Annotated in this window: 24 protein-coding genes; 15 read left to right on the plus strand and 9 right to left on the minus strand. The window is 66.0% G+C overall.

Annotated features, from left to right (window positions below; all coding sequences use genetic code 11):
* Positions 1 to 60: 60 nt before the first annotated feature.
* The 3 genes from A5788_RS08890 to groL all read left to right on the plus strand — a co-directional run bounded on the left by A5788_RS08890 (position 61) and on the right by groL (position 3,781).
* Positions 61 to 1,581 carry an MFS transporter gene (locus A5788_RS08890; protein WP_231894082.1) on the plus strand — a complete coding sequence of 507 codons (1,521 nt, stop codon included), beginning with the start codon at positions 61 to 63 and terminating at the stop codon, positions 1,579 to 1,581.
* A gap of 171 nt (positions 1,582 to 1,752) precedes the next feature.
* Positions 1,753 to 2,052, plus strand: coding sequence for a co-chaperone GroES (gene groES, locus A5788_RS08895; protein ID WP_005174150.1), 300 nt, complete (start codon positions 1,753 to 1,755; stop codon positions 2,050 to 2,052).
* Between the two features lie 115 nt (positions 2,053 to 2,167).
* Entirely contained in the window at positions 2,168 to 3,781 is a 1,614-nt protein-coding gene (gene groL / locus A5788_RS08900) for a chaperonin GroEL (protein ID WP_049699608.1), read from the plus strand.
* A 133-nt stretch (positions 3,782 to 3,914) separates the two neighbouring features.
* On the opposite strand, the gene A5788_RS08905 is transcribed toward groL, so the two are convergent.
* Positions 3,915 to 4,211, minus strand: coding sequence for a WhiB family transcriptional regulator (locus tag A5788_RS08905; RefSeq protein ID WP_005174148.1), 297 nt, complete (start codon positions 4,209 to 4,211; stop codon positions 3,915 to 3,917).
* 452 nt (positions 4,212 to 4,663) lie between these two features.
* Between A5788_RS08905 and A5788_RS08910 the strand changes: the two genes are divergently transcribed.
* From A5788_RS08910 to A5788_RS08920, 3 genes are all read left to right on the plus strand, one after another.
* The gene (locus A5788_RS08910; RefSeq protein ID WP_082937836.1) at positions 4,664 to 5,467 is read left to right on the plus strand and encodes a hypothetical protein; all 804 of its coding nucleotides are present in this window, start codon (positions 4,664 to 4,666) and stop codon (positions 5,465 to 5,467) included.
* A 61-nt stretch (positions 5,468 to 5,528) separates the two neighbouring features.
* Positions 5,529 to 6,116, plus strand: a complete 588-nt coding sequence (locus A5788_RS08915) for a sigma-70 family RNA polymerase sigma factor (RefSeq protein WP_005207924.1) — start codon at positions 5,529 to 5,531, stop codon at positions 6,114 to 6,116.
* Entirely contained in the window at positions 6,100 to 7,035 is a 936-nt protein-coding gene (locus A5788_RS08920; protein ID WP_082937837.1) for an anti-sigma-D factor RsdA, read from the plus strand. Before A5788_RS08915 ends, A5788_RS08920 begins: the two co-directional genes overlap by 17 nt.
* 152 nt (positions 7,036 to 7,187) lie before the next feature.
* Here the strand turns inward: A5788_RS08920 and A5788_RS08925 are convergent, their stop codons facing one another.
* A complete protein-coding gene (locus tag A5788_RS08925) occupies positions 7,188 to 7,577 on the minus strand; it encodes a DUF5319 domain-containing protein (protein WP_049699806.1) in 390 nt (129 codons plus the stop codon).
* A gap of 132 nt (positions 7,578 to 7,709) precedes the next feature.
* Between A5788_RS08925 and guaB the strand changes: the two genes are divergently transcribed.
* The 3 genes from guaB (at position 7,710) to A5788_RS08940 (ending at position 12,291) form a co-directional block, all read left to right on the plus strand.
* On the plus strand, positions 7,710 to 9,221 hold the full coding sequence (gene guaB / locus A5788_RS08930; RefSeq protein ID WP_064868492.1) for an IMP dehydrogenase: 1,512 nt from the start codon (positions 7,710 to 7,712) through the stop codon (positions 9,219 to 9,221).
* A gap of 77 nt (positions 9,222 to 9,298) precedes the next feature.
* Positions 9,299 to 10,441, plus strand: a complete 1,143-nt coding sequence (locus tag A5788_RS08935; RefSeq protein ID WP_064868495.1) for a GuaB3 family IMP dehydrogenase-related protein — start codon at positions 9,299 to 9,301, stop codon at positions 10,439 to 10,441.
* Positions 10,442 to 10,509: 68 nt separating this feature from the next.
* Positions 10,510 to 12,291, plus strand: a complete 1,782-nt coding sequence (locus A5788_RS08940; RefSeq protein ID WP_064907296.1) for an FAD-dependent oxidoreductase — start codon at positions 10,510 to 10,512, stop codon at positions 12,289 to 12,291.
* A 133-nt stretch (positions 12,292 to 12,424) separates the two neighbouring features.
* Here the strand turns inward: A5788_RS08940 and A5788_RS08945 are convergent, their stop codons facing one another.
* The 3 genes from A5788_RS08945 to A5788_RS08955 are packed head-to-tail and all read right to left on the minus strand — an operon-like array spanning position 12,425 to position 14,374.
* On the minus strand, positions 12,425 to 13,027 hold the full coding sequence (locus A5788_RS08945; protein ID WP_064870668.1) for an energy-coupling factor transporter transmembrane component T family protein: 603 nt from the start codon (positions 13,025 to 13,027) through the stop codon (positions 12,425 to 12,427).
* Complete coding sequence (locus A5788_RS08950; RefSeq protein ID WP_064870667.1) at positions 13,024 to 13,698, minus strand: energy-coupling factor ABC transporter ATP-binding protein; 675 nt, start codon at positions 13,696 to 13,698, stop codon at positions 13,024 to 13,026. Before A5788_RS08950 ends, A5788_RS08945 begins: the two co-directional genes overlap by 4 nt.
* Positions 13,699 to 13,720: 22 nt before the next feature.
* A complete protein-coding gene (locus A5788_RS08955; protein WP_064870671.1) occupies positions 13,721 to 14,374 on the minus strand; it encodes a biotin transporter BioY in 654 nt (217 codons plus the stop codon).
* A gap of 114 nt (positions 14,375 to 14,488) precedes the next feature.
* Here A5788_RS08955 and guaA point away from each other — a divergent pair, with 114 nt between their 5' ends.
* Positions 14,489 to 16,114: a glutamine-hydrolyzing GMP synthase gene (gene guaA, locus A5788_RS08960; RefSeq protein ID WP_064870670.1), complete on the plus strand. Its 1,626-nt coding sequence runs from the start codon at positions 14,489 to 14,491 to the stop codon at positions 16,112 to 16,114.
* Between the two features lie 27 nt (positions 16,115 to 16,141).
* On the opposite strand, the gene A5788_RS08965 is transcribed toward guaA, so the two are convergent.
* Both A5788_RS08965 and A5788_RS08970 read right to left on the minus strand, forming a co-directional pair.
* Entirely contained in the window at positions 16,142 to 16,399 is a 258-nt protein-coding gene (locus tag A5788_RS08965; RefSeq protein WP_231894345.1) for a hypothetical protein, read from the minus strand.
* Positions 16,396 to 17,751, minus strand: coding sequence for a PspC domain-containing protein (locus A5788_RS08970; protein ID WP_064870666.1), 1,356 nt, complete (start codon positions 17,749 to 17,751; stop codon positions 16,396 to 16,398). The genes A5788_RS08965 and A5788_RS08970 overlap by 4 nt, the downstream gene beginning before the upstream one ends.
* 82 nt (positions 17,752 to 17,833) lie before the next feature.
* Between A5788_RS08970 and A5788_RS08975 the strand changes: the two genes are divergently transcribed.
* Together A5788_RS08975 and A5788_RS08980 are read left to right on the plus strand one after the other, a co-directional pair.
* Positions 17,834 to 19,174, plus strand: a complete 1,341-nt coding sequence (locus tag A5788_RS08975) for an ATP-binding protein (protein WP_082938128.1) — start codon at positions 17,834 to 17,836, stop codon at positions 19,172 to 19,174.
* Positions 19,171 to 19,866: a response regulator gene (locus A5788_RS08980; protein WP_064870664.1), complete on the plus strand. Its 696-nt coding sequence runs from the start codon at positions 19,171 to 19,173 to the stop codon at positions 19,864 to 19,866. Before A5788_RS08975 ends, A5788_RS08980 begins: the two co-directional genes overlap by 4 nt.
* Positions 19,867 to 19,890: 24 nt before the next feature.
* Here the strand turns inward: A5788_RS08980 and A5788_RS08985 are convergent, their stop codons facing one another.
* Positions 19,891 to 21,198, minus strand: a complete 1,308-nt coding sequence (locus A5788_RS08985) for a serine/threonine-protein kinase (RefSeq protein WP_064870663.1) — start codon at positions 21,196 to 21,198, stop codon at positions 19,891 to 19,893.
* Positions 21,199 to 21,329: 131 nt separating this feature from the next.
* Between A5788_RS08985 and A5788_RS08990 the strand changes: the two genes are divergently transcribed.
* The 3 genes from A5788_RS08990 to A5788_RS09000 all read left to right on the plus strand — a co-directional run bounded on the left by A5788_RS08990 (position 21,330) and on the right by A5788_RS09000 (position 25,200).
* The gene (locus A5788_RS08990) at positions 21,330 to 22,361 is read left to right on the plus strand and encodes an Rv2578c family radical SAM protein (protein ID WP_064870662.1); all 1,032 of its coding nucleotides are present in this window, start codon (positions 21,330 to 21,332) and stop codon (positions 22,359 to 22,361) included.
* Between the two features lie 302 nt (positions 22,362 to 22,663).
* Positions 22,664 to 23,617: a hypothetical protein gene (locus A5788_RS08995; RefSeq protein WP_064870669.1), complete on the plus strand. Its 954-nt coding sequence runs from the start codon at positions 22,664 to 22,666 to the stop codon at positions 23,615 to 23,617.
* A complete protein-coding gene (locus tag A5788_RS09000; RefSeq protein ID WP_064870661.1) occupies positions 23,617 to 25,200 on the plus strand; it encodes a DNA polymerase Y family protein in 1,584 nt (527 codons plus the stop codon). The genes A5788_RS08995 and A5788_RS09000 overlap by 1 nt, the downstream gene beginning before the upstream one ends.
* Positions 25,201 to 25,332: 132 nt before the next feature.
* On the opposite strand, the gene A5788_RS09005 is transcribed toward A5788_RS09000, so the two are convergent.
* The gene (locus A5788_RS09005) at positions 25,333 to 26,400 is read right to left on the minus strand and encodes an alanine racemase (protein WP_064870660.1); all 1,068 of its coding nucleotides are present in this window, start codon (positions 26,398 to 26,400) and stop codon (positions 25,333 to 25,335) included.
* Positions 26,401 to 26,609 lie beyond the last annotated feature (209 nt).

Consider the following 26,609-nt stretch of genomic DNA (forward strand, 5'->3'; position numbering starts at 1 on the left):
CAAAAGATGTGATGACAATTAATGTAGACGCATTGAATGCACATGCATATAGTTCCTCGCATGGCACACAACACACGAGACGTGGTCATCGCGCATCGGTCCGAGTCGTCGAGCGTCGACGATCGGGCACACGACATCAATCAGGCGGCTCCCGAACCGTCATCGGACCTTCACATCACCTCAGCGACGGGGTGGACCGGGAAGGTGTGGCTGCTGCTGGTGGTTCTGGCGGGAGCGCTCTTCCTCGACGGCCTCGACATCTCGATGGTCGGCGTCGCACTGCCGTCGATCGGCGAGGACCTCCACATGGGTCAGTCGCAGTTGCAGTGGATCGTGAGCGGATACGTCCTGGGCTACGGCGGTCTGCTGTTGCTGGGCGGGCGTGCAAGCGATCTGTTCGGTCGCCGCAGGGTGTTCCTGGTGGCACTGGGCGTGTTCGGCGTCGCGTCTGTCGCAAGCGCCGTCGTCGACATCAATGCGGTCATCATCGCTCTGCGTTTCATCAAGGGGATTGCTGCGGCGTTCACCGTGCCCGCCGGCTTGTCGATCATCACGACGACGTTCGCCGAGGGGCCCGCACGCAACAAGGCATTCAGTATCTACACCGTGTGCGGAGCGAGTGGCTTCTCGCTCGGCCTGGTCTTCGGTGGTCTGCTGACCGAACTGTCCTGGCGCGCAACGCTTCTGTTCCCGGGGCCCGTCGCGCTTGCGTTGCTGTTCGCAGGCCTGCGGGTGATCCCGACAGCGCCACGCGCACCCATGCACTGGCGACAGGTCGACGCGTTGGGCGCACTGACCAGCACCGGTGCACTGCTGCTGCTCGTCTTCGCGGTCGTGCGTGCTCCCGAGGTCGGGTGGACCGCACCCGTCACGATCGCGAGTTTCGCCGCGTCGGCAATCCTGGGCGTCGCGTTCGTCGCTGTCGAACTTCGTCACCGACACCCGCTGGTGCGTCCGGGAATCCTGAGGTCGGCATTGCTGGTCCACGCGAACCTCTCCGGTGCGCTGATGTTCGGCGGCTACGTCGCGTTCCAGTTCGTCGTGACACTGTATCTGCAGGACTCGTTGGGTTGGTCGCCGCTGGGAATGGCGCTCGCCTTTCTGCCGGCAGGCGTGATCGTCGTCGCGAGCGCGACACGGATGGATCGTGTCCTCGACAGAGTTCCGACGCCACTTCTGCTCGTGGCCGGTTTCGCGTCGTTCCTCGGCGGTTACCTGTGGTTCTCCCGTGTCCAGCCGGGTATGTCGTACGCCGAGTTCCTGCTGCCGACCATCATTCTGTTGGGCGTCGGGTTTGCGCTGACGTTCCCGTCGATCAACTCACAGGGCACCGCTGGCGTCGCCGACCACGAGCAGGGTTTGGCGTCCGGTCTGGTCAACACCAGCGTCCAGGTCGGCGGCGCAGTGATGCTGGCGATCATCACCGCCATTCTGGCCAGTTCGGGCGTCACGCATCAGCCCGGTCAGTTGCTGGGCGGCATGTCGATGGCGATCTGGGTGGTCAGTGCGCTCGCGGTCGTCGGATTGCTCGGAGCGCTCGTGGCATCGTGGTGGTCGCGACGCCTCCCGGTCGGTGTCTGAGCCGCGTAGGGGAGACGTTTGCACCCGTGCCCCTTGAGTGCTGGCACTCTCACGTATAGAGTGCCAGTAGGCACTGAAAGTGAACCTCGGCCACCCGCGACGACGAGGTTTCGTGCAGGGCCCGCAAACACATACATCGTTTCTCAGATGAGAAAGTTGAGGACTCACATCGTGGCGAGCGTGAACATCAAGCCGCTTGAGGACAAGATCCTGGTGCAGGCTGTGGAGGCCGAGACGACCACCGCATCCGGTCTGGTCATCCCGGATACCGCCAAGGAGAAGCCCCAGGAGGGCACCGTCATCGCCGTCGGCGAAGGGCGTGTCACCGAGCAGGGCAACCGCGTCCCTGTCGACGTCAAAGAAGGCGACACCGTCATCTACAGCAAGTACGGCGGCACCGAAATCAAGTATGCCGGCGAGGAGTACCTGATCCTCTCGTCCCGCGACGTGCTCGCGGTGATCGGCAAGTAAGACCCCACGGACCAACGTGTGGTCGTTCCGCCCCGGGGTCTGTACGCAGACCCCGGGGCGGACTACGTTGTGCCCCCATTCATTTCCCCAGTAGAAGGCACTCAAGAAGGAAGTCATGGCCAAACAGATCGAATTCGACGAGAAGGCCCGTCGCTCACTCGAGCGCGGTATCGATCAGCTCGCTGACACGGTCAAGGTGACACTCGGCCCGCGTGGGCGACATGTGGTGCTGTCCAAGGCGTTCGGCGGACCGTCGGTCACCAATGACGGCGTGACGATCGCACGCGACATCGAACTCGAGGACCCGTTCGAGAACATGGGCGCTCAGTTGGTGAAGTCGGTCGCCACCAAGACGAACGACGTCGCAGGCGACGGCACGACCACCGCAACCGTTCTCGCGCAGGCGATCGTCAGCGAAGGTCTGCGCAACGTCGCAGCGGGCGCGAGCCCCGTCTCGCTCGGTGCGGGTATCTCGAAGGCCGCCGACGCGATCAACGACGAACTGGTCCGCGTCGCAACGCCCGTCGAGGGCGAGAAGGCGATCGCTCAGGTCGCCACCGTCAGCTCGCGTGACCCCGAGGTCGGCGAGATGGTCGGCAAGGCGATGGCGACGGTCGGCACCGACGGCGTCGTCACCGTCGAAGAGGGATCGGGACTGCACACCGAACTGGTCGTCACCGAGGGCGTGCAGTTCGACAAGGGCTACCTCTCGCCCTACTTCATGACCGATCCCGACAGCCAGGAAGCGGTCCTCGAGGACGCGTACGTGCTCCTCTACCGCGAGAAGATCAGCTCGCTGCCCGATTTCCTCCCGTTGCTGGAGAAGGTCGCGCAGTCTGGCAAATCGCTGCTGATCATTGCCGAAGACGTCGAGGGCGAGCCGCTCTCGACGCTGGTGGTCAACTCGATCCGCAAGACCATCAAGGCCGTCGCGGTCAAGGCGCCGTTCTTCGGTGATCGTCGCAAGGCGTTCCTCGACGACCTCGCTGTCGTCACCGGTGGCACCGTGATCTCGACCGACATCGGACTCTCGCTGTCGACGACCGAGCTCGATCAGCTCGGCACGGTGCGTCGCGCTGTCGTCACCAAGGACACCACCACCCTCGTAGAGGGTGGCGGTTCGAAGGAGGCCGTCGCCGCACGTGCCGACCAGATCCGACGCGAGATCGACAACAGCGACTCCGACTGGGACCGCGAGAAGCTCGCCGAGCGGTTGGCGAAGCTCTCCGGCGGCATCGCCGTGATTCGCGTCGGCGCGCCGACCGAGACAGCACTCAAGGAGCGCAAGCACCGCGTCGAGGATGCGGTCGCCGCAGCCAAGGCCGCAGTCGAGGAGGGCATCATCCCCGGTGGTGGGTCTGCGCTCGTGCAGGCGTCGAAGGTGCTCGATTCTCTCGCCGAGGGACTCGGCCAGGACGAGGCGCTCGGCGTCCGGGTCGTTCGCGACGCCGTGCGTTCGCCGCTGTACTGGATCGCCAGCAACGCGGGCGTCGACGGTGCCGTGGTTGTCGACAAGGTCGCACGCCAGGAGACCGGTCACGGCTTCAATGCCGCGACGCTCTCGTATGGTGACCTGCTGGCAGACGGCATCATCGACCCGGTCAAGGTGACGAGGTCGGCCGTCGTGAACGCGGCGTCGGCGTCGCGGATGGTGTTGACCACCGAGGCCGCGGTTGCCGACGAGCCCGCCGGTGCGGCCGCAGATCACGGTCACGGGCACGCACACTGACCGAGCGGTGCTCGCGGTCTGATCTCTGACCGCATGTGACACAACTGCAAGAGGCAAAAAGGAGCCCGGGCCGACCAGATGGTCGGCCCGGGCTTCTTTGTGGTCTTGTCGTCTGCTGTGTGTGAGTGCTCGGTCAGCTCGCGATGCGACGTCCGACGCCGCGCTTCATCAGCATGCTGCGTTCGGACTCCGAGAGTCCGCCCCAGATCCCGTACGGCTCAGCGACTGCGAGAGCGTGCTCACGGCAATGCGCGATCACCGGGCACTGGTGACACATTTCTTTTGCGCGACGCTCTCGCTGAGCTCGTGCGCGGCCGCGCTCGCCATCGGGATGAAAGAACATAGAGGAGTCGACGCCGCGACATAGGCCTTGCATTTGCCAATCCCAGATATCGGCATTAGGTCCGGGGAGGTGATTTGGCTGAGGCATGGCACGAACTCCTTTGATTCTCGAGGTACCGCTGCACTGCTCCGTCGGCCGCGAGACCGGCGGAACCACACTGGCGCATCGCCGCTATCGGCTGTGCATCGCAAACACTAGGCGGACGACGGAAACAGCGTCAATAGTGCCTCTTGAGGACAAGATCGTTCAAAAAATTCCATCGTTGTTAACGAAATGTTGTGTGGCTGGCCCGGGCTAGCACAGGCCGACCCTGCCACCTGCGGAGACCCTCGTCGGTGCCCGATGATGTGCCGTGACCTGCATGGATGCGGATTGATTTCGCTCTCTTCGAGCGAAAGTGCGATCGTAGGCGCGTGCGGTGCCGAGAACGCCGAGTAACACGAAGGAAATGTTCTCATCATGCGTACGTGACGTTGGCGTCGAATTAAAGAATTGTGACAACAGGTTAAATTCAGGAAAACGGAGACAATGGAAGTGATGTGGACCACGAGATTGTGTTGAATTCGCTGCGACAGCAATGGTGGGCGGCCGTCGAACGAGGAGGGCTCGGCGACGGGGCCGCAGCGCTGACCATGCTCGACCGGCTTCGTGCGCACGCCAGAGCGGTCGACGCCAGAGAGGTGATCTCCTTGGCGTTCAGTACCACGGCCTCACTACACCGACAGTCGGGTCGACACGACCTCGCCGTCGGGTTCGACGCCGCAGCGCTGGCTGCACTCGATGATCCCTTCGGCTCCACAGATGCGTGGGTTCGCGTTGCCGCGCACGACGCCGTCGTAGGACTCGCGGCCGACAATCTCGGTCTGTTCCGATTCTCGGTCTCGACTCGGCTGCTCATCCGGGCGCGAGAGCTGCACGACGGCCGCGAGGTCGAGGAAGCGGGCTCCGACCCGTGGACGACTTTCGTCACCGAGGTCCGCCCGCGCGTGCGGGAGCGATGGGTCGGTGCTGAGCTGGCCATCTACACCGGCGACGCAGACCGGGCGCGTCGACTTATCGGTGAGGCCCAAAAAATGATGGCCCCGGTCTCGGCGAATCATGAGCGTCATCACATCAAGACAGATCTCATCGCCGCGGCGTCCGCGATCGATACATCCGACGCGCTTGCCGTTGCGAGGGTATGTCTTCGGCGTGCGCAGGCAGGTGGATTTTTACCTCTGACCTGGGCGTCGTTGTCTTTGCTGCAAGGCCTCGGCGACACGTCGGATACAACGATTGCAAGCATCAACGCGTCGCATGACATGCTTGTGGATCGGGGGATGCCGTTCGCCGGCCGCACGTAGATCCATCACGACCCGATTGATCAGGCAACACAAACGTGTAACACGGGAATCTCAACTGACGATGAAACTGACAGGTGTTGAGTTAGACGAAGCCGTCCGCGCAGCCGCGTCGGGCGACCGGGTCGCACTCACGTCAGTCCTCGAAAGTGTGCAGGAACCGATCGTGCGCTACTGCCGAGGGCGAATCGGTGTCGGAGAACGCCATTTGTTCTCCGCTGACGACGTGGCGCAGGAGGCCCTTATGGCTGTCATGACCGCGCTGCCCCGGTATCAAGACCAGGGGCGACCGTTCATGGCCTTTGTGTACGGCATTGCCTCGCACAAGGTAGCTGACGCCATGCGCGTCGCCGGTCGTGTGAAGGCTGACCCCGTCGAGCAGCTCCCCGAGGTCGTCCAGGTCACTGGAGGACCAGAGCAGAGCGCACTCGACGCCGACGCCAGCCGTGAGATGAAAGCACTCCTCGCGTTGATTCCGGAGAAGCAACGCGAAGTACTCATCCTGCGTCTGGTCGTCGGACTGTCCGCTGAGGAGACCGCAGAAGCCGTGGGAAGCACCCCCGGCGCGGTCCGCGTCGCGCAACACCGAGCTTTGGCCAAGTTGAAGGAACAGCTGAGAAAGGCGGGAGGACATGATGAACGACGAGCATGAGTCGCATCGTGGTCGCTCCGTGCCGGGTCGGCGGCAGTCGGGGGGCATGCATGACACCGGAACTGGTGAGTACAGAAATCCCACAGGGGAGTGGTCGGCTCCCGACGACACGCCCGTGGACATCTCCGCGGTCCAATTCGACGACGCGTTCATCGACGCACTGTCGCACGACGTTCCGACGCCGACGCGCGATGACGTCGAGTACGAACTCGCGGGTCTGCTCTCCGCGTGGCGCCACGAGTCGCTAGCCGATCCGCTGCCGCTCGGCCCGACTGTCGCCGACGTCGAGAACGCGATCGCTGCGGAACGTCCGAGGGCTCGGACCCGTACCGTCGTGCGCACCCTGCGTATCGTCGCCGGGGCCGCAGCAGTTGCCGTCGTCGCGGCAGCAGGGCTCACCGTGATGTCGCAGGGTTCCGAACCGGGCGACCCGCTGTGGAACGTCAAGAAGGTCGTGTTCGCGCAGGCTGCATCGGAAACGCAAGCCGCATACGACGTGCGTTCGAACCTCGAGAAGGCCGAAGCCGAACTCGCCGCAGGCAACACGCCTGCCGCCGAATCGTTGATCTCGCAGGCAGAGAATTCGATGGGGCCGGTTCGCGACTCAGACACTCGCTCACACATGGACGAGTGGATCGGACGCCTGCGAGCCGACACCGGGACAACCGTGCGCAGCGGTACCTCGGCAACGTCGCCGAACGGCGGAAACGTCGATACCTCCCAGGCGCGAACGTCGGAGCCGCAACAGCCGACCGACCCGCTCACGAGTCAGACAAAGCCCGAGACGACGTCGCCTCAGACGACTCCGCCTGAGACCAGCCAGACCCCTACGACCACAACCAAGCCGCCGACGACGACCACGACCACCACTACGGCGGCAAACGACGGTCCGTCGAGCAGCTGGCCACCGTCGAGCTGATCTGCGTCAGTCAGACGGATTAAGACCTTCGGTGTAGGACAGGTCAGTCGGGCGAGACAATCGAACAAGCCACGAGCTCCGCGATTGCGGCGCTCGTGGCTTGTTTCGTGATGTCAGCTGTGTGCGACGCCCGAGACCCTGTGCTCGGTGACTCAGCGGTCGTCGTCGATGTGATGGTGCGCGTCGGCATAGCCGCGGCAGTAGTCCCAGGTGACGTAGGCGTCGGGACGCGGATCGACAGCGGGCTCATGCGGCCGCACGGTTCCGTCGATCAATAGTTGAAGTAGGTTGGCGCGCAGCATGTCCCAGTCGTGGTAATGGTCTTCCTGGCAGTCGTCGCAGACGACGACGAGCCCACGAATCCCACGATGTGCCAGCAATGCCTCATAGACGGCGAGGTCGGCCAGATCCTCTTCGACCGCGAGCCGCTCACTCTCATCCAAGGGGATGCCAGGCTCCATCGAATCCAGCATGGAAGCCGGATCGCTGGGGTCGTCGGCGAACGGGTCTGGTGGAAGGCCCGGTGGGAGATGATCACGCACGACTCCACCGTAACCGATTGCAGCGCACGGCTGCCGCAACGCTCCACAGTTTGTCTGCTGTCTGCGCCGACGCCGGGCGCCCTTCGCTGCGGGCGAAATCAGCAGCCACCCTTTACCAGATAGAATGGACCAATGACGCAGGTTCGCACCGGAGGAGACGACCCCGGCAAGGTCGCAATGCTCGCACTGACGTTTGACGACGTCCTGTTGTTGCCGTCGGCGTCGGATGTGATTCCCAGTGAGGTCGACACATCCACGCGGGTGACCAAGGAGATCACGCTTCGCGTGCCTCTCGTAAGTTCGGCGATGGACACCGTCACCGAGTCGCGCATGGCCATCGCCATGGCGCGTGCCGGCGGCATGGGTGTCCTTCACCGCAACTTGTCGATCGAGGCCCAGGCCGGCCAGGTGGAGACGGTCAAGCGCTCCGAGGCGGGCATGGTGACCGATCCCGTGACCTGCTCGCCGAGCAACACGCTCGCCGAGGTCGACGCCATGTGTGCCCGGTATCGCATCTCTGGCCTGCCGGTCGTCGACGATCGCGGCGAACTCGTCGGCATCATCACCAACCGCGACATGCGCTTCGAGGTCGACCAGGACCGCCCGGTCTCCGAGGTGATGACCAAGGCGCCGCTCATCACCGCACAGGAAGGCGTGTCCGCCGAGGCCGCGCTCGGACTCCTGCGTCGCAACAAGGTCGAGAAGCTGCCGATCGTCGACGGCAACGGCAAGCTCACCGGCCTCATCACGGTCAAGGACTTCGTCAAGACCGAGCAGCACCCGCTCGCCACCAAGGATTCCGACGGCCGATTGCTCGTCGGCGCGGCCGTGGGAACCGGCGATCCGCAGTGGGAACGTGCGATGGCGCTCTCCGACGCGGGCGCCGACGTGATCATCGTCGACACCGCCCATGCGCACAACCGACTGGTGCTCGAGATGGTCGCCAAGCTCAAGGCCGAAATCGGCGATCGTGTGCAGATCGTCGGCGGCAACGTCGCAACCCGTGAGGCCGCGCAGGCGCTCGTCGACGCGGGCGCCGACGCCGTCAAGGTCGGTGTCGGGCCCGGTTCGATCTGCACGACGCGCGTCGTCGCAGGCGTCGGCGCCCCGCAGATCACCGCCATCCTCGAGGCCGTCGCCGTGTGCAACAAGGCAGGCGTTCCGGTCATCGCCGACGGTGGTGTGCAGTACTCCGGCGACATCGCCAAGGCACTCGCGGCAGGCGCGTCGACCGTCATGCTCGGTTCGCTCCTCGCGGGCACCGCAGAGGCTCCCGGCGACCTGATCCTGGTCAACGGCAAGCAGTTCAAGAGCTATCGAGGCATGGGATCGCTCGGCGCCATGCAGGGCCGCGGACAGGCCAAGTCGTACTCCAAGGACCGCTACTTCCAAGACGACGTGCTCGCCGAGGAGAAGCTGGTGCCCGAGGGCATCGAAGGACGGGTGCCCTACCGCGGGCCCCTCGGCCAGGTGGTGCACCAGCTCGTCGGCGGGCTTCGTGCGTCGATGGGTTACACCGGGTCGTCGACCATCGATCACCTGCAGGGTGCACGCTTCGTGCAGATCACCGCGGCGGGCCTCAAGGAGTCGCATCCGCACGACATCACACTGACCGCCGAGGCGCCGAACTACTATTCCCGCTGAACGTCGTCGTGATCTTTTGCGATCACGACGACGCACAGTCGAATAGCAGTCCATCAACCCCCTAGAGAGGCGCAACGGTGCGTGACCTGACCGACATCGGCATGGGCAGAACCGCCCGTCGAACATATGAACTCGACGACATCAGCATCGTCCCGTCACGACGGACGCGCTCGTCGAAGGAAGTGTCGACGGCCTGGCAGATCGACGCCTACCGGTTCAACTCGCCGATCCTGAGCCATCCCACCGACGCCCTCGTCTCGCCGCAGATGGCGGTGGCGCTGGGAAGGCTCGGTTCGCTCGGCGCAATCAACGGTGAGGGACTCTGGGCGCGCCACCGCGACGTCGAGGGCAAGATCGCGCAACTCGTCGACATCGCGCTCAACGATCCGGATCCGTCTGCGCCCGTGCGCTTTCTGCAGGAACTGCATCGCGCCCCGATCGACACCGATCTTCTCGGCGAAGCCGTGAGCTTTGTGCGTGACTCGGGTGTGACGACCGCCGTTCGGGTGAGTCCGCAACACGCACCGGAACTGACGCCCGCACTCCTCGCCGCCGGCGTCGAGATCCTGGTCGTGCACGGCACGATCATCTCCGCCGAGCATGTCGTCCGTGGCGAAGAAGAACCGCTCAACCTCAAGACGTTCATCGCAGAACTCGACATCCCGGTGATCGCGGGCGGCGTACACGACCACCGGACCGCCCTCCACCTGATGCGGACCGGCGCTGCCGGCGTGATCGTCGGTTACGGCTCGGCCGAAGGAGCGACGACGACGTCGGAGGTGCTCGGTATCGGCGTTCCGATGGCCACCGCGATTGCCGACGCCGCAGCTGCGCGTCGGGAGTACCTCGACGAGACCGGCGGCCGCTATGTGCACGTCATCGCCGACGGCGACATCCACACCTCGGGCGACCTCGCCAAGGCGATCGCCTGTGGTGCCGACGCCGCGGTGCTCGGTACGCCGCTGGCCGCAGCAGCCGAAGCCCCAGGTCAAGGATGGTATTGGCCGTCGGCCGCAGCGCATCCCGACACTCCGCGCGGCGCGCTGCTGCGCGTCGCGACCGACGAGGGACGACCGAGCCTCGAGACGGTACTCAACGGACCGTCCGACGACCCGTTCGGAGAACTGAATCTGGTTGGCGCACTGCGTCGTTCGATGGCGAAGGCCGGCTATTCCGATCTCAAGGAGTTCCAGAAGGTCGGGTTGTCTGTTCGCGCCTAACCGCGCTTCTGCCCACCAGGTGAGACCGCCGTCACGTCATGTGACAACGGGCGTTAGAATGGTTGGCTATGGCAGCCCACCATGGTTTCGACAAGCTCAACCAGCGCGAGAATGAGCCTGACTTCGACGTGCTCATCGTCGGTTCCGGTTTCGGCGGCAGCGTCAGTGCGTTGCGCCTCGTCGAGAAGGGGTACCGCGTCGGGGTGATCGAAGCCGGACGTCGGTTCGAAGACCACGAGTTCGCGAAGACGAGTTGGCGTCTGCACAAGTGGCTGTGGGCGCCGAAGCTCGGGCTGTACGGGATTCAGCGCATCCACGCCCTCAAGGACGTGATGATCATGGCGGGAGCGGGCGTCGGCGGTGGCTCGCTCAACTACGCCAACACCCTTTACAAGCCTCCGACACCGTTCTTCACCGACCCCCAGTGGAACCACATCACCGACTGGGAGGCCGAGCTCACGCCGCATTACGAGCAGGCGCGACGGATGCTGGGCGTCGTCACCAATCCCACTGTCACAGAATCGGATCGGGTGATGCGAACGGTTGCCGAGCAGATGGGCGCGGCCGACACCTTCACCTCGACGCCGGTCGGAGTGTTCTTCGGTGCCAAGACCGGCCTGGCGGGAGTGCCGGGCGAGACCGTGCCCGATCCGTATTTCGGTGGAGCCGGACCGGAGCGGACCGCCTGCACCGAGTGCGGCGCGTGTATGACCGGCTGCCGGGTGGGCGCGAAGAACACCCTGATGAAGAACTACCTCGGTCTCGCCGAGCGCAACGGGGCGACGATCATCGACCGCACCACCGTCGACGGACTGGCGCAGCGTGCCGACGGGACGTGGGAGGTCGACACCAGGGGCTCGTCGTCGTGGGGTCCGTTCGGCGCGGGTAAGCGCACCTTCACCGCAGATCAGGTGATCGTCGCGGCCGGGACGTTCAACACGCAGAAGCTGCTTCACCGTGCCAAGGGCACGACCCTTCCGAAGATCTCCGACGCGATGGGCGCGTTGACGCGTACCAACTCCGAATCGATCCTCGGAGCGATGGCTGCGAAATACGATCCGCAACACGACTATTCGCACGGGGTGGCGATCACGTCGTCGTTCCATCCGGAGCCCAACACGCACATCGAACCGGTTCGATACGGCAAGGGCAGCAACGCGATCGCGTATCTGCAGACGGTGCTCACCGACGGTGGCAGTAGGCGCAACCGGTTCGGTCAGTTCTTGAAGGAGATCGCGCGGAACCCCTTCCTGCTCGTGCGACTTCTCTTCGTGCGCAAGTGGAGTCAGCGCACCGTGATCGCTCTGGTGATGCAGAGCAGCGACAACTCACTGACCACGTTCGTCCGTAAGCGCGGACCGTTCCGTTACGTCACGAGCAAGCAGGGCCACGGTGAGCCGAATCCGACGTGGATTCCCAAGGGCAACGAGGCAACTCGACGCATCGCCGACATCCTGCCGGGAGGGCTCGCCGGTGGCACCTGGGGCGACGTGATGAACATGCCGCTCACCGCCCACTACCTCGGCGGGTGTGCCATCTCCGACGATCCTGCGAACGGCGTCGTCGACGCATACCACCGTGTGTGGGGTTATCCGACGCTGCATGTCACCGACGGTGCTGCGGTCTCGGCGAACCTCGGTGTCAATCCGTCATTGACCATCTCGGCGCAGGCCGAGCGCGCGATCTCGTTGTGGCCCAACAAGGGCGAAGACGACCAGCGTCCCGAGCAGGGAAGTGGTTACCGACGGCTCGCGCCGGTCGCACCCGCACACCCTGTGGTGCCCGCCGACGCTCCTGGTGCGCTGCGGCTGCCGATCACGCCGGTGTTCTCGACGGCTGTGGCTCCCTGACCGCACGCCCGGCAGCAGGGGTGGCGCGCGCAGAAAACCACGCCCCTCGGGTCCTCCGCCTGTACCGGTACATGCGAGCGACCCACGAGGCGTAACTTTCTGCGCGGCTCGGGACCCGAGCACTGCTGTGAGGTCAATCCAATCCGCGAGCGCTGAGGCTCTCGGCGAACCCGTCGGCGGTCCGCAGCGCGGCGATCACGATGGGCGCAACCAGGATTCGCGCGCCTGGCCGTAGTCCGCGTGCGCGGCGCGCCTCGTCGACCTGGCCAGCGATCTCGACGATCAGCGGAATCGTCCGGATCGTGAGGGCGAGCGAGATCGCGATGAGGTCGGTGCGCACGCCGAGTTTGCTCAGCGGCGACATGGCGCGCGTCAGCGAGTCGAGCATGTCGGTGGTGCGGGTGGTCAGGCTGACCACGGCGGCCAGCAGTACCGAGAGCGCGAGGATGCCGCACACCAGAACCGCTCGACGCCAGTCGGTGAAGATGACCTGAAAGACGAAGACGAACACCAGAATCCACAGCGTCGGGCGGAACTGGCGCCACGCCGTGGCCGGACCGATCCCGGCAAGGGCGTAGACCGCGACGACCGCGGCCGCGGCGATCCCGAGGGCCGGAAGGGATCTGACACACAGGGTGATGGCGAGAATGCCCGCGGCGAGGCCGAGCAGCTTCACGCCGGGGGAGGCCCTGTGCAGCAGCGAGTTTCCGGGCCGGTAGGTGCCGAGCGGATTCATGCCATCGCCTCGCGATAGGCGGGCAGCGCGACGCCGGGCACATCGTCGACGGTGATGACCCCGTCGTCGATGACGAGTACGCGCTCGAAGTCGTCGACAAGGTCGAGGTCGTGGGTGACCACGACGAGTTGGACGTCGAGGTCGGCGAACACGCGACGCAGCATGCGGCTGTTGCGCAGGTCGAGGAGCGTTGTCGGTTCGTCGGCGACGATGATCGCCGGTTCGGTGACGAATACCGCTGCGAGAGCGAGGAGTTGTTTCTGCCCGCCGGACAGTCTGCTCGCGGGTTGGTCGGCGTGGTCGGCGAGGCCGAATCGATCGAGCACGCTCACCGCGCGGTCCCGACGTTCGGCTTTGTTCAGATCGGTTCTGGTCAGCGAGAGTTCGATGTCCTCACGCACCGTCGGCATGATGATCTGTCGGTCGGGGTCGGAGAAGATGAATCCGACGCGGCGCCGAACACGACGCTTTTCCTTCGCTGCGTCGAGACCATCGACGACGACGGTCCCGGTGTCGGGGATGACGAGCGCGTTGATCATCCGCGCCAGCGTCGATTTTCCGCTGCCGTTGGCGCCCACGATGCCGATGCGTCGTTCGGGAAGGTCGACCGAGACGTCGCTCAACACCCGACGACCGTCGAATGAGTGTGAGACATCGCGGAATTCGATCACGCGGGGTCCATGCGGTGAGTTGTCATGCGGTGAGTGCGACGACGCGTCCACGTCGGACGCGCAGAGGGGTGATGAGGCCCGGCCACCCTCGGTGCACCTGGCTGGCGACAAGCGCCGCGATCACCGCCTTGACGGCATCGCCCGCGATGAACCAGCCGTTGGCCGCGATCGCCGCCCACAGCGTGAGGTCGGCGCGGATCATCAAACCGATGGTGCCGCAGATGTAGATCACCAACACTCCGCCGACCAGATTCGCCACGATGCCCAGCAGGATTCGGTACCGCGGCATCATGAAGGCGGTCAGCAACCCGATCACGAACACGCCGGGCAGAAAGCCGACGAAGAACCCGGCCGTCGGCGACGACAGTGCGGTCAGGCCATTGCGACCACCCGAGAGGATCGGCAGTCCCGCGATCGCGAGGGCGATGAAGATGACCACCGCCAGCGTGCCCTTCTTGGGGCCGAGGATGGCGCCGGTCAGCATCACGCCGAGGGTTTGGAAGGTGATCGGTACGCCCGCGCTGCCGACGCTGATCTGTCCCGGCAAGCCGAGTGCCGCGATCAGTGCGGCGAACACAGCAGCCTGGGTGATGTCGGAGATCGACAGGGACAGCCATCGCCGACCTGGCTTCTCGACAGATGACCTGGCCTTTTCTCGCTCGTCTGAGGTGCTCATATCGACATGGAGTATCCCACGGTGCTGCCTGAGCTCCGTCGTCGCCGCCTGCACGGCGGTGGCGGGTGCCGCCTGCGCGGCGGTCGCATCGGTACGCACGCATAGAATGGGGTGGTGACAGACTCTTCCGCCGACACCTCGTCTGCCGACCGATCCTCCGCCGAGAGCGCGCTCGTCGAGGGTCCGCGACCGGTCCTCGTCGTCGACTTCGGTGCGCAGTACGCGCAATTGATCGCTCGACGTGTCCGTGAGGCGCGTATCTACTCCGAGGTCATCGCCCACGACGCCACGATCGAAGAGTTCAAGGCCAAGGATCCTGCCGCGATCATCCTGTCCGGTGGGCCGGCGTCGGTGTACGCCGACGACGCGCCGAGCCTCGACCCCGCAATCCTCGAGCTGGGCATCCCCGTATTCGGGATCTGCTACGGCTTCCAGACGATGGCTGCCGCGCTCGGCGGCGAGGTGGCCAACACCGGTGGGCGCGAGTTCGGACGCACGACGTTCACCGCCACCGACGACGGCGTGCTGCATCGCGGTCTCGACCGCAACCAGCCCGTGTGGATGAGCCACAACGACGCCGTGCAGGTGGCGCCCGAGGGCTTCGTCGTCACAGGGTCGACGCCCGGTGCGCCCGTCGCGGCGTTCGAGTCCGTCGAGGCGAAGATGGCGGGCGTGCAGTACCACCCCGAGGTGCTGCACACGCCGCACGGCCAGCAGGTGCTCACCAGGTTCCTCTACGAGATCGCGGGCCTCGAGGCCGACTGGACGCCCGCGAACATCGCCGACGCACTGATCGACCAGGTCTCCGACCAGATCGGCGATGGCCTCGCGATCTGCGGTCTATCGGGTGGCGTCGATTCGGCGGTTGCGGCAGCGCTGGTTCAGCGGGCCATCGGCGATCGGCTGACGTGTGTCTTCGTCGACCACGGGTTGCTACGTGCCGGTGAGCGTGAGCAGGTCGAGCACGACTTCGTCGCCGCCACCGGTGCGCGACTGGTGACGGTCGACGCCGCCGACAAGTTCCTCGCCGAACTGTCCGGCGTCAGCGACCCCGAGACCAAGCGCAAGATCATCGGACGCGAGTTCATTCGGTCGTTCGAGGGCGCTGTCAGTGACGTACTGGGCGACCGCGCGGCCGACGGAGACAAGGTCGACTTCCTGGTCCAGGGAACGCTGTACCCCGACGTGGTCGAATCCGGCGGCGGTAGCGGCACCGCGAACATCAAGAGCCACCACAATGTCGGCGGGTTGCCAGACGATCTGGAGTTCAGTCTCGTCGAGCCTCTGCGGTTGTTGTTCAAGGACGAGGTGCGGGCGGTCGGACGTGAACTCGGTCTGCCTGAGGAGATCGTGGGTCGTCAGCCGTTCCCCGGACCCGGTCTCGCCATCCGCATCGTCGGCGACGTGACCGCCGACCGTCTCTCGATGCTGCGCAAGGCCGACCTGATCGCCCGAGAGGAGCTGACGGCCGCGGGTCTCGATCACCAGATCTGGCAGTGCCCGGTGGTGTTGCTCGCCGACGTGCGCAGCGTCGGCGTGCAGGGCGACGGCCGCACCTACGGGCATCCGATCGTCCTGCGGCCGGTGTCGAGCGAGGACGCTATGACGGCCGACTGGACGCGCGTGCCGTACGAGGTACTCGAGACGATCTCCACACGCATCACCAACGAGGTGCCCGACGTGAACCGCGTCGTCCTCGACGTCACGAGCAAGCCGCCGGGCACCATCGAGTGGGAGTAGCAGCCGAGCGGGAGTAGGTGGCGAGCGCTAACTGCGTCGCGCCCCGCTGACCAGCAGCACCAGGCCGACGATCAGCCCTATCCCGACGACGCCCCAGCCGAGGACCGACGCCGACGGGAGATCGGGGGTGTCGGCCAGGCCCCAGATCGCCACCGCGATTGCGGCGATGCCGAGGAGCGCGAGCCCGGGGGCGCGGTGCCCCACGGCATTGCCCACCTGCTCGCTGCTGCCTGACTCGTTGCCTTCTGTCGTTCCGTTGGCCGTTTCTGGACGCCAGTCGTTCATCGGGTCACCTCCACGCTGCCCACGTTGGCGTGCGCATTGATCGTCAATACTGGCTTGTCGGCGCCGGCAGTGCCGACGGATAGCCCTTCAGGGCACTGCGGATCACCGACATTCAACGTGCAGTTCGCCCGCACATTCATGTCCTTCGGGACCCGCACGGTCACCTCGCCGAGGCCGGCACGAAGGTCGACGGTGCGGTCGGAAGTGAGCGTGATGTCGCGGAAATCGAGTTCGAGCGCGCCCATGGTGACCGAGTACCTGTCGCGAATGTCGTTCTCGGACAGTGGCTTATACATGCGCTGACCCACACCGCCGGACGGTATGACACTCTCGTCGGACTGTCCGACCCATGTCGTCGTTGCGCCGGTGACGATGACCGCCGCGCCCAACGCGACCGCCAGCGGGACGAGTCCGACCTGCCGTCGCCCAGCGGATCGCTTCAACGCTGCGAGCGTGAGCAGACCAACGCCGACGACCGCGAGGGCCATGGAGAGAATGCGCGTCGGGGTGAACCACTCGACACCCGCCTGGTGTGCGGCCACCCCGCTCATCGCCACGAGAAGGGCCGCTCCGACGACGATGAGCGATGCTCGGGTGGAGGAGTGTCGGTTCTCCGGTACCGCGGGCGGCGTCGGGGTCGCGGGTTCAGGTAGATCCCAGGCGAATCGTGCGGCGCCGAGCGGGTCCCACGACGGTGGCTGGCGGTCGGCGAGGGTGAACACCGACGTGGCGGCGTCGGAGCTGTCGCCGCGAGGCGTGGTCGGAACGTCGAGAGCTGTGGGGCTCGGGACGGTGACCTGCACTCCCGTCGCGCCCTCGAAGCTCGGCGCCGCCCCGGTGCGCAGCGCGCGCGGAGTCCAGCGCTGGAACTGATCCGCAGTGGCCGACGGCGCCGCGGTGAGCGTGTCGGCGCTCGTTCCGGGCAGCGGTGTCGGTGTTCGACGGAACAGAAGCCACCAGCCGAGCAACATGAGGACGGTGCCGAGACCGGCACTCGAACTCCACGTGCCGTGCGGACCGAACGACATCACCAAGACGACCGCGACGACCGCGACGATCACGAACTTCGGGTTGTGGTGGCGGCCGTGGCTGTGCCCACTGCGATCGTTGGCGGGGTCGGCGGCCGAGAGTCTGCTCGAGGGGAAGGCGATCCATCCGATGACGTAGAGGAGCAGGCCGCCGCCACCGAACAGCGTCGAGACGACGAAAGCGACCTTCACCAGCGTCGGATCGACGCGGTAGCGGAACGCGATGCCGCTGCAGACACCTGCGACCGTGCGCGGACTCGCCGGACGAACGGGACGCGTGTGCCAGAGCTGCTCGAGCTGTGCGCGGACTTGTGTGGCATCCATGAGTCCTATCCTCGCGGCCCTGCTTGACGTGGGCATCGGGGACATACCCTGACGTTCCCCCGGAAATCGGGGAACGACCCTGATGTGGCGACCGGGGTGTGTGGGGCAGTATCGAAGTGTGAGTACCCCCGCTGCCCCCGATGTGCCACCGATCCCTCGGCTGGTGCGACGTGACGCCGGCCGGGTCATCGGTGGCGTCGCCGGCGGCGTTGCCGATCATCTCGGCGTCGACGCGTTCCGCGTCCGCGTGGTGTTCGTGGTGTTGGCAGCGTTGGCCGGTGCAGGTGTGCTGGCCTACGGACTGCTGTGGTTCTTCTGCCCGCAGGGCAACGACACCGAATCGCCCGCGCCGGGGGAGCGTCGACAAGCGTTGGGTCTCGCGGTGCTCGCGCTGGTGGCGATGACCGTCGTCGGGTTCGCGGCGTCGGGAACGCCCGCCGCCTATCTCGTGCCGTTCGTGTTCGTGATGGTCGGTGCGGGCCTGGTGTGGCGCGAGTTCGACACGTCGAAAACCGCGCCCCACAGCACCGCGCTCACCTGGACGCGGTTGGCGGGCGGCGCAGTCCTCGTCGTCGGTGGCCTTGCGGTGATCGTCGTGGCGGGCCGGCGCAATTACGGCGGCCTGAGCACCACGTTGCTCGCCGTCGCAGCCACCTTGATCGGTGTCGTGCTGCTGACCGTGCCCCTGTGGATGCGACTGTGGCGCGCGCTGAACGAGGAGCGAGCGGCCCGAATCCGAAACGCCGAGCGCGAGGAGATCGCATCCCACCTCCACGACTCGGTGCTCCAGACACTCGCGCTCATCCAGAAGCAGGCGGGCAAACCCGAGGAGGTCGCGCGGTTGGCCCGCAGCCAGGAGCGCGAGTTGCGCGGCTGGCTCTTCGGCGACGTCGCTCAGCGCGGTACCTCGTTGAGTGCGTCGATCCGTGAGGTCGGCGCAGAGGTGGAGGACACGTACGGGATCGAGGTCGAGGTGATCACCGTCGGCGACCTGCGTCCCGACGAGGGAGCCCGCCACGGACCAGGGAGCGAGATACGACGGTGGCCCGCTCTGATCGGAGCGACGCGCGAGGCGCTCGTCAACGCGGCCAAGCACTCCGGCGAGCGTAGCGTCGACGTCTACATGGAGGTGGGCGACGAGGAGGTCGAGGTGTTCGTGCGCGACCGGGGCGTCGGATTCGATCGTGACGGCGTCGACCCGGACAGGCAGGGGCTTGCCCGCTCCATCAAGTCTCGGGTGGAACGTGCTGGCGGACAGGCTCGTATCGATTCGACGCCGGGACGCGGAACGAACATCCGACTGATCATGCCGCGCCCCACGACGCACACCGACGCGGATACCGACGGCCACGACGACCCGCAGGATGTCACGCACGAAGCCACGCACACCGACGAGGCGATCGACCACGGGAAGGCACGATGAACGAGAACGCGACCGCCGGGCCGGATGCACAGAGCGTGCTGTGCCGTGTGTTTCTCGTCGACGACCACGCGGTGTTCCGCTCGGGTGTACGCGCCGAACTCGCCAACGAACCGGGACTGCACGTGGTCGGTGAGGCGGGCACCGTCGCCGATTCGATCACTGCCATCACGCGACTCCGGCCAGACGTCGTGCTCCTCGACGTCCACATGCCCGCCGGTGGCGGCGTTTCCGTATTGCGCGGTGTCACAGAGACTTTGGGCGACGATGCGCCGGTTTTCCTCGCACTCAGCGTGTCCGACGCCGCCGAGGATGTGATCGCCACGATCAGGGCGGGAGCCCGCGGATACGTGACCAAGACGATCGACGGTCGGGAACTCGCCGACGCGGTTCGGCGCGTGGCAGACGGAGACGCGGTATTCAGTCCGCGCCTCGCCGGATTCGTGCTCGATTCGTTCACGGGGAAATCGTCAGTGCCCGAGCCCGCCCTCGATCCCGAACTCGACTCTCTCACACGACGAGAGCTCGAGGTGTTGCGTTTATTGGCGCGCGGATACACCTACCGCGAGATCGCCGAAGAACTGTTCATCTCGATCAAAACCGTCGAGACCCACGCGTCGAACGTGCTGCGGAAGACCCAGCAGTCCAACCGAAATGCGTTGACCCGGTGGGCCGCCACCCGCCACATCGGTTGAGGTCGAGCGCAGTTCCCGTGTGACTCAGCGCATCAAGACGATCGCGAGGACGATCACGACGGCCAGCACCACGAAGAAGCCGAGTACAGCGAGCGCGAGCGTCGTCGGAGATGTGCCCGAAGCCCGTTGGGAGGGTGGAAGACTCGCATAGGGGTCGATCGGATAATGCTCGCCCTGATACTGACCACTCGGGTATTGACCACTGGGGTATTGCCCGCTTTGGAACGGTGGTGTCGACGAGACCAGAGTGTGGTGTCGATGCGGCGACGCCGGGGTCTGCCATCCGGCGGCAACCGACGTGCCAGGGTTTCGTCGATCTGACGCCGGGCGGGCCGAGGGAAAACCGCCGGGGCGGGCCGAATCCGGTTGCGACGACTGGCCGGGTCCCGCGCCGTGCGGCGTCTGCGGGGGAAGCGTCGTCACGCCGGATGCGCGGGGAATCAAGCTCGTGAGTACCTGGTCGGCGGAGGCGCGGCCGCCGGACGCGACTGCGATGAGTTCGTCGCGGGCCTGTGCCATCGTGATCCGCTTCGTCGGACTGGGTTCGAGCATGTGCAAAAGCACTGGTTCGAGGGCACCCGCCCGCTTCATCGGGTTGATCTGCGCACGAGCCACCTTGTGCAACATGACAAGTGAGTTGTCGTCGACTCCGAATGGGGGTTCGCCCTCGACCATGGTGTAGACCGTCGCACCGAGCGAGTACACATCAGATGCCTCGGATGGTTCGGCGCCGCGAGCGACTTCGGGAGCGAAATACGCTGGGGTGCCGGTGATCACGCCGGTCTGCGTCAACGTGATGTCGTCCTTGGCGCGGGAGATGCCGAAGTCGGTGAGTTTGACCAGACCCACGTTGCGTCCGGATTCGGAGATGAGGATGTTGCCCGGCTTGATGTCGCGATGCACGATGCCCGCGGCGTGGGCCTCGGTCATGGCGTCGGCGACCTGCGCGCCGATCTTGGCCGATTCGGTCACGTCGAGTGTGCCTGCCGAGTAAAGGATCTGGGCGATACTCCGTGACGGAAGGTACTCCATCACCAGCCACGGTTCACCGCGGTCGAGCGCAACGTCGTGCATGGCAATCGCGTTGCGGTGGCCGAGTTTCGCGGCAATTCTGCCCTCGCGCATCGCGCGCTTACGGGCGTTGTCGGCGGAATCGTCGGAGAGGCCCTCGGTGGAGAGGACCTGTTTGACCGCGACGTCGCGGTCGAGCAGTTGGTCACGGGCGAGCCAGACGGTGCCCATGCCGCCGCCACCGATCCGGGATTTCAGCCGATAACGGCCGGCCACCAGGTACTGGGGACCCGGTGTGCGGTAGCTCTCGGCGAGTGACATACGCAAATGATAGCCGCGTGGGGAGCCCGGGGACGTTGCCGTGGAGAGCCTGTTGCGGTTCGGTGGTCGGGGGATGGTGCTCGTGGGCTGGTGGGTTGACAGTGCCTAGTACGTATGTTCGACTCATCACCATGAGGTGGTCCGAACAGGTGGTCGAAGTCGACGACGGCGCGCTGCCCGGCTTCGCGCGTGCCGGACTCGTGCGGTCGGTGCAGACTCCGGAGTTCGAGGGCATCACCTTTCACGAGGTGCTCGCCAAGAGTGCGCTCAACGCCATGCCGGAGGGATCGGGGTTGCCGTTCCGGTTCACGGTCAACACATTTCGTGGATGTTCGCACGCGTGCCGCTACTGCTTCGCGCGGCCGACACACGAGTACCTCGACCTCGACGCCGGGCGCGACTTCGACTCGCAGGTGGTGGTCAAGCTCAACGTCGCCGCGGTGCTGCGCAAAGAACTCCGACGACGCTCGTGGCAACGCGAGACCGTCGCGTTGGGCACCAACACCGATCCGTACCAGCGCGCTGAGGGTCGGTATCGGTTGATGCCCGGCGTGATCACCGCGCTCGCCGAATCGGGGACGCCGTTGTCGATCCTCACCAAGGGCACACTGCTGCGTCGGGATCTACCGCTGTTGCGTCAGGCGTCGGCCCAGATCCCGGTGAGTATCGGAGTGTCGCTGGCCATCTTCGACGACGACCTGCAGAAGCAGATCGAACCGGGAACGCCGTCGTCGCGTGCGCGGTTGGAGCTCATTCGCGCGATCGCCGAGGCAGGATTTGCGCCACACGTGATGGTCGCGCCGGTCATCCCGTATCTGAGCGATTCCACCGCGCACCTCGATGCGTTGCTCGGCGCGCTCGCCGACGCCGGGGCGGCCGGTGTCACCGCGTTCCCGATGCACCTGCGCAGTTCGACCAAACCGTGGTTCATGAATTGGCTTGCCGCCAATCATCCCGCGTTGGTGCGCAAATACAACGGGTTGTACGGGCGGGGTGCGTATGTCACCGCCGAGTATTCGTCATGGCTGCGAGATCGATTGCAGCCGTTGGTGGCCCGGCACGGATTGTCCGGCCGCGATCACGGCCGGACAGAGCCTGCGGATTCGAACGGGCGCGACCTGGTCGCGCCGCCCGAGATGGCCGAGGCGCTGACGTTGTTCTGAGCCACGCGGTTCTAAGCCATCCTGGTTTTGAGCCACGCACTTCTGGCCACGCCGCCCAGGTGTTCTTGGGCGGCGTTGTTGCGTGGTCGAAAAGGCCAGGTCAGCCTGCGTATTGACGTCTTGATCGTCGATCGTGGGCGGCTGCTCGGCCGTTCGCCACCTGGGCTGTTGCGGAGTGTCAGAGGGGCGTCGTACGATCTGAATATCGAAAAAACGTTCGATCAAACTCGGTGATCCGAGCGACCGACGGCGCAGCAACTTCCCGGCTCGCCATGCATCACAACGCTGGCCAGGAGGTCTTCATGAGTGTTTTGCCGTTGGCTCATCCGAACGCATCGCAGTCGGATGCCGATGCTCTCGATGGTGGTCTGCAGGAGGGTGGTCTGCAGGACTGCGATCTGCCGGATGGTGGTGATCTGCCCGGTGGGGCCGGTCTGCCGGATGGGGCGCGGGCCGACACGCTGGCGCAACTCCGCAAGCGAATGGCGGTGATGTCCGGCATGCCAGACAGGTTGTCCGTCGATCCTGTTGACGAGATCTCCGACCGGCTTCCGCTGCCGGATGCGCTCGCAGATCTGTTGCCGCACAGCAACTCTCAACACCATGGTGCTCGCCGCGGGGGAATCGCCCGAGGGAGTGTGATCGACTGTTCCGGAGCGCGGTCGTTGGTGGTCGCGATGATCGCCGCGGTGAGTCGCAGTGGTGGTCAGGTGGGAATCGTCGGCTTGCCGTGGTTGAGCGTGTTGTCGGTCGCAGAGATGGGTGCCGATCTCGCCCGTATCGCCATCGTGCCGGATCCGGGAGTCGATCCGATCGAGATCGCCTCGGTGTTGCTCGACGGCATGGATCTGGTGGTGCTCGGCCTTCGTGGAGTCGACGTCGCGCCCGCGCGGTGCCGGGTGGTCAGCGGCCGGGTGCGGCAGCAGTCGTCGGCGCTGTTGGTAGTCGACGGTCATTGGCCTGGCGCGCAGGTGCGAATGGAGGCGAGCGTGCTCACCTACCGGCACGTCCCGGGTACGTCGGGCACCGACCTCTCCGCCGCACGACGTGGACACGGCCGGATCGGGGGACTGCGGCTGCAGGTCACCGCAACCGGGCGGGACCGCAGGCGACGTAGCGCCGACGTCGATCTGAGCTCGTTGAGTGCGCACGGTCAACCCGGGCTCGTGGGGCTGACACGCTCGGAAGATCCGGTGGGTAGACCGGATGATCAGCTCAACGCAGACGAGCAGATGCTCACAGCGGTGGTGAACTGATGGGTCGGGTCATGGCCGTGTGGTGCCCCGATTGGCCTGCGATGGCGGCGGCAGCCGACGAGGATCTGCCTCCGGCACAACCGGTTGCGGTGTTGTCGGCCAATCGGGTGACCGCGACATCGGCGACCGCCCGAGCGGCGGGGGTCCGACGCGGCATGAGAAAACGACAGGCGCAGGCGGTGTGTCCGGAGATGCGGGTGTTCACCGCGGACGTCGATCGTGACGCACGATTCTTCGAGCCGGTGGTGGCTGCGGTGGCCGAGGTGGTCGCCGTGGTCGAGGTGCTGCGGCCGGGGCTGGTGGTGATGCCTGCCGACGGCGCCGCGCGTCATCACGGCGGAGAAGAGTCGTTGGCCGAACAACTCGTCGACCAGATCTCGGTGTGCGGAGTCGAATCGCAGGTCGGGGTTGCTGATGAGTTGTTCACCGCCGTGATCGCTGCACGTCGGGGCCATCACGTCGAATCGGGCGGAAGCCGCGCCTATCTGGCCGATCTTCGTGTGGCAGAACTCAACGTCGAGCCGAGTTTGTCTGTGCCAGAACGAGCAGAGCTGGTTGATCTGTTACGTCGACTCGGGCTCGTCACCATCGGCGATTTCGCCGCGATGTCGGCACGCGATGTCGCAACCAGGTTCTCCGCCGACGCCACCGTCGCCCACCGGTTGGCCAATGCGCTGACCGATCGTCGGCCGTCGGGCAGTGCTGTCGCGCCGGAGTTGGTGATCGAGTATGCCTGCGAGCCGCCGATTGACCGGATCGACGCCGCGGCGTTCGCGGGCCGACGCCTCGCCGACATGCTGCATCGTCGACTCGCCGACGTACCCGCGGCGTGTACCAAGCTCAAGGTCGAGGCTGTTACCGAACGCGGACAACGACATTCACGGATCTGGCGGTCTGCACAACCGCTCACACCCGACGCGACAGCCGACCGCATCCGGTGGCAGTTGGAGGGCTGGCTGACCGGAGCGGGCAGGGGGAGGAGTCGCGGCGACACCCGACCAGACTCGCCGATCGCGATGCTGCGACTCGAACCGGTGGAAACGGTCGACGCCGGCGAGTTGCGCTACGCACTGACCGGTGCTGGGCTGCCGGGCGAGTCGGAGGTCTCCGAGCGCGCACGCCGGTCGCTGGAGCGTGTGCAGGGTCTGCTCGGTGGCGACGCCGTGCAGGTGCCGGTGCGCAGCGGTGGTCGCGGGCCGTCGGAGCAGATCACGATGATCCCACTCGGCGACGAGAAGATCCCCGAACGCGACCCACGGGCGCCGTGGCCGGGCCGTGTGCCCCAGCCCGCACCCGCCGTCATGTCCCGCGCCCCGGTGTCGTTGACCGACGCGGCGGGGCAACCAGTGACCGTCACCGGTCGGGGAGCGTTCTCCGACGAGCCCGCCGTCGTACGCATGGCACGTCCCGGCCGCGACGCCACCCGCGACACGTGGGCGCTGAGCTGGTGGGCCGGCCCCTGGCCCGCGGGCATGGACGACACCGGCATCGTCGCCAGAGCCCAAGTGCTCCTGGAGGATTCACGCGCGCTGCTGCTCTACTACCGCGCGGGCGAGTGGATGGTCGAGGGCGTGTACGAGTAGCGGCGCTCCTGCGGGCATCCGCGTGCGGTGGTGTGAGCGCGAAGGCGCGAGCCGGCGTGGTGCGTGGGGGTCACTTCTGGCGCGTTCGCGGCAGTGCGCGGTCGAGGCTGGACACGCGCGCGGAGTCCGCGGTCAGCTGTTCGCGCCGCGGGCGACCACGCGCCACGTCGGAACCTCACCAGCACCACCCTCACCAGCGCCATCGCCGACGACCAGCTCGTCGACGAGGTTTACCGCGGTGCAGACGTGGTTGGGCACGACGCGGACGGTCGAGCCGAGTTCGGGGAGCTGCTCGTCCGGGTACTCGACGACCGCGTGGTGTTCGGAGAGCGCGACGATGCGTGCGTCCGGCTCGTCGAGTATCCGACCGTGCCCGCTGGCCCACGCGGGCCGGTCGGCCCCGATGATCTTGCTGCCCGCGTCGAGAACCACACGACGTCCGTCACGGTGGACGACGGTGCTGACGGCGGTCAGTGACACATCGTCGAATCCGCAGACGCCGAGCTCCACCTGCTGGGCGTCGTAGAACGGGTAGACGCCTGGTCGGATCTCGGTCAGCACGCCCGAAGCCGCGAACTCGATCGTCGGCGTCGAGCCGCCACTCCGCACGCGTGGCTCGATTCCTTTGTCGCGCAACCGCTCTGCCGCCGTTGCGAGTGCAGTTATCTCCTGTGCAGCTGCGTCACTGCGTGCATGTCCTGGGCCGTATCCGTGGCCGGGAAACGTGAAGACCCCGACCACGTCGAGCCCAGCCGACTGCGCGGCTACTGCGACCTCGCCGACGGACTCAGGTGCCACGCCTGTCCGGTGTTGTCCGGAGTCGACCTCGACGAGAACTTCGGCGCCGGGCAGTTCGGCGGCAAGGCGCGTGGCCCCCGCGACGGAGTCGACGGTCAGACGGAGTGCAACCCGATCGGCGAGCGTGCGCAGTCGAGAACCCTTGTGCGCGCTCACCCACAGCGGATACGCGAGGAACAGGTCGGAGACACCCGCTTCGGCGAACGCCTCTGCTTCACCGATCGTCGCCACCGTGAGTCCCACAGCGCCGCTGTCGATCTGGCGTCGAGCCAGCTCTACGGTCTTGTGCGTCTTGGCGTGTGGCCGCAGATCGACGTGAGCGTCCCGCGCGAGCTCGGCGACCGCCTGCAAGTTGCGATCGAGGCGGGCGAGGTCGACGGCGAGATACGGGGTGTCGGTCACCGATCCACGGTACCGAGGGAGGTCGACGGAAGGTTGTTGGGACGCTGAGGGCTTTTCGGGGCACCAGGAGGCTGGGGCGCCAGGCTGTCTCTTATACACATCTCCGAGCCCACGAGACCGATCAGTATCGCGTATGCCGGCTTCTGCTTGAAAAAAAAAAGGGGGGGGGGGGGGGGGGGGGGGGGGGGGGGGGGGGGGGGGGGGGGGGG

The organism is Gordonia sp. 852002-50816_SCH5313054-c, assembly GCF_001665925.1.
Taxonomy (GTDB): domain Bacteria; phylum Actinomycetota; class Actinomycetes; order Mycobacteriales; family Mycobacteriaceae; genus Gordonia; species Gordonia jacobaea.

Bases quoted from the DNA above. Each gene is read 5' to 3' on its own strand.
- A5788_RS08890 (WP_231894082.1), top strand. From the start codon at position 61: ATGGCACACAACACACGAGACGTGGTCATCGCGCATCGGTCCGAGTCG.
- groL (WP_049699608.1), top strand. From the start codon at position 2,168: ATGGCCAAACAGATCGAATTCGACGAGAAGGCCCGTCGCTCACTCGAG.
- A5788_RS08905 (WP_005174148.1), bottom strand. From the start codon at position 4,211: ATGCCTCAGCCAAATCACCTCCCCGGACCTAATGCCGATATCTGGGAT.
- A5788_RS08915 (WP_005207924.1), top strand. From the start codon at position 5,529: ATGAAACTGACAGGTGTTGAGTTAGACGAAGCCGTCCGCGCAGCCGCG.
- A5788_RS08920 (WP_082937837.1), top strand. From the start codon at position 6,100: ATGAACGACGAGCATGAGTCGCATCGTGGTCGCTCCGTGCCGGGTCGG.
- guaB (WP_064868492.1), top strand. From the start codon at position 7,710: ATGACGCAGGTTCGCACCGGAGGAGACGACCCCGGCAAGGTCGCAATG.
- A5788_RS08940 (WP_064907296.1), top strand. From the start codon at position 10,510: ATGGCAGCCCACCATGGTTTCGACAAGCTCAACCAGCGCGAGAATGAG.
- A5788_RS08945 (WP_064870668.1), bottom strand. From the start codon at position 13,027: ATGAATCCGCTCGGCACCTACCGGCCCGGAAACTCGCTGCTGCACAGG.
- A5788_RS08955 (WP_064870671.1), bottom strand. From the start codon at position 14,374: ATGAGCACCTCAGACGAGCGAGAAAAGGCCAGGTCATCTGTCGAGAAG.
- A5788_RS08965 (WP_231894345.1), bottom strand. From the start codon at position 16,399: ATGAACGACTGGCGTCCAGAAACGGCCAACGGAACGACAGAAGGCAAC.
- A5788_RS08970 (WP_064870666.1), bottom strand. From the start codon at position 17,751: ATGGATGCCACACAAGTCCGCGCACAGCTCGAGCAGCTCTGGCACACG.
- A5788_RS08975 (WP_082938128.1), top strand. From the start codon at position 17,834: ATGTGGCGACCGGGGTGTGTGGGGCAGTATCGAAGTGTGAGTACCCCC.
- A5788_RS08980 (WP_064870664.1), top strand. From the start codon at position 19,171: ATGAACGAGAACGCGACCGCCGGGCCGGATGCACAGAGCGTGCTGTGC.
- A5788_RS08985 (WP_064870663.1), bottom strand. From the start codon at position 21,198: ATGTCACTCGCCGAGAGCTACCGCACACCGGGTCCCCAGTACCTGGTG.
- A5788_RS08990 (WP_064870662.1), top strand. From the start codon at position 21,330: ATGAGGTGGTCCGAACAGGTGGTCGAAGTCGACGACGGCGCGCTGCCC.
- A5788_RS08995 (WP_064870669.1), top strand. From the start codon at position 22,664: ATGAGTGTTTTGCCGTTGGCTCATCCGAACGCATCGCAGTCGGATGCC.
- A5788_RS09000 (WP_064870661.1), top strand. From the start codon at position 23,617: ATGGGTCGGGTCATGGCCGTGTGGTGCCCCGATTGGCCTGCGATGGCG.